The sequence below is a fragment of the Mesorhizobium sp. P5_C1 genome, assembly GCF_054049815.1.
In genome coordinates this window covers 1-1,303 of the sequence record NZ_JBFULQ010000974.1, presented here as the reverse complement: position 1 = coordinate 1,303, position 1,303 = coordinate 1, and the positions used below count along the sequence as shown (strand labels likewise).

The window sequence follows — 1,303 nt, the reverse complement described above, 5'->3', positions numbered from 1 at the left end:
GTTGACGGTCATCCTTGCCGGCTGCCAGACAGACCCCGCCGACGGCGTCGTTCGCACCAACGAGCCGTCGAAAGGCGACGTAACGTCCTTTGGCGATGCTTTCGACGGGCTGAAGACGGTCGCCGATGTCGAATATCACGCCTCGGACCAGGCCGTGGCCGAAGCCAAGAACCAGTTCCGCGCGGAGAACTACGGCAATGCCGGCGCCTTGTTCTTCAAGGCGACGCAACTGTCGCCCAATGACGGCAACGCGTGGATGGGGTTGGCTGCCTGCAGCGACCGGATCCACCGCTTCGATCTCGCCGACCGCGCCTATGCCCGAGCCCTCAAGCTGGTTGGCCCGACGGCGGAATATTACAACAATGTCGGTTATTCCTACCTGCTGCGCGGCAAGCTGCAGAATGCACGCAGCAATTTCCTCAAGGCCTACGAACTGGCGCCCAACGATCCGACTGTCGCCAACAATCTGAAGCTGCTGTCGTCAAGCGTGCAGAATATCGAGCGCTAGCATGCTGCTGGTCGAATCGCTGCTGCTGAAAGCCCTCGCCATCCCTCTGCTGGCAAGGATTGGCTGGATCGATTTCACCACCCAGAAGATCGCAAATCGCGACGTGCTGCTGCTGCTTTGCCTGGGGGCGGGGAGCATGCTGTTGCTGTCGCTCCAGTCCGGATCGTGGTTCGACATGGGGCTGAGCGCTCTGGCCGGCGTTGTTTTGTTCATCGCGCTGCTCCCGTTCTGGGCGCTGCGCAAGATCGGCGCCGGTGATGTTAAGTTGCTGGCCGTGGTGCCCTTCCTGATCGGCGGACGCGATTTCGCGGTGTTTTCAGTGCTGCTCCTGGTTCTCGCCCTCGCCACCGCGGCGATCGTGAAAAACCCGTTCATGCTGCCTGCGGGCGCTTTTCGGCTCGTTGTCCAGCATTTGGACCGCAAGGGCGTGGTGCCATTCGGAGTGCCGATCTCGATAGCCGCGATCTGTACGATAGCGTTCCTGATCTACAAAAGTTTGGTGCTGGCGACCAGCACTGGAATTCTGAATCAGCTTAACTGAACCTCGAGTTTAGATAGCCAGCAAAATGGCCGTATACCTCTATATTAGCTTGTGCTAACGTATAGAGGTCGCAGCCCAAAACACCCCAAACGACCCCCCGGTGCTGCGATTACCGAGCGCCGGCAAACATGCGCTCACGAGACTCTCCAGTTGCCGGCGCTCGGTCCCCTCGGGGTGACGACGCGGGCGTTGCAGCAACGCTTTGCCCCGGATTGGATTCGTTTGCAATTGTGACAGACAAAGATCCGTCATAG

The 1,303-nt window shown here is 59.6% G+C and carries 2 protein-coding genes; both read left to right on the top strand.

Annotated features, from left to right (window positions below; all coding sequences use genetic code 11):
* The first annotated feature begins 1 nt into the window (after position 1).
* Complete coding sequence (locus ACXJ7R_RS33145; RefSeq protein ID WP_457155480.1) at positions 2-508, top strand: tetratricopeptide repeat protein; 507 nt, start codon at positions 2-4, stop codon at positions 506-508.
* 1 nt (position 509) lies between these two features.
* Positions 510-1,049, top strand: a complete 540-nt coding sequence (locus ACXJ7R_RS33140) for a prepilin peptidase (RefSeq protein WP_457155479.1) — start codon at positions 510-512, stop codon at positions 1,047-1,049.
* Positions 1,050-1,303 lie beyond the last annotated feature (254 nt).

What these genes read in the sequence shown, in the direction of transcription:
- ACXJ7R_RS33140 (WP_457155479.1), top strand. Translation starts at nt 510, where the DNA reads ATGCTGCTGGTCGAATCGCTGCTGCTGAAAGCCCTCGCCATCCCTCTG.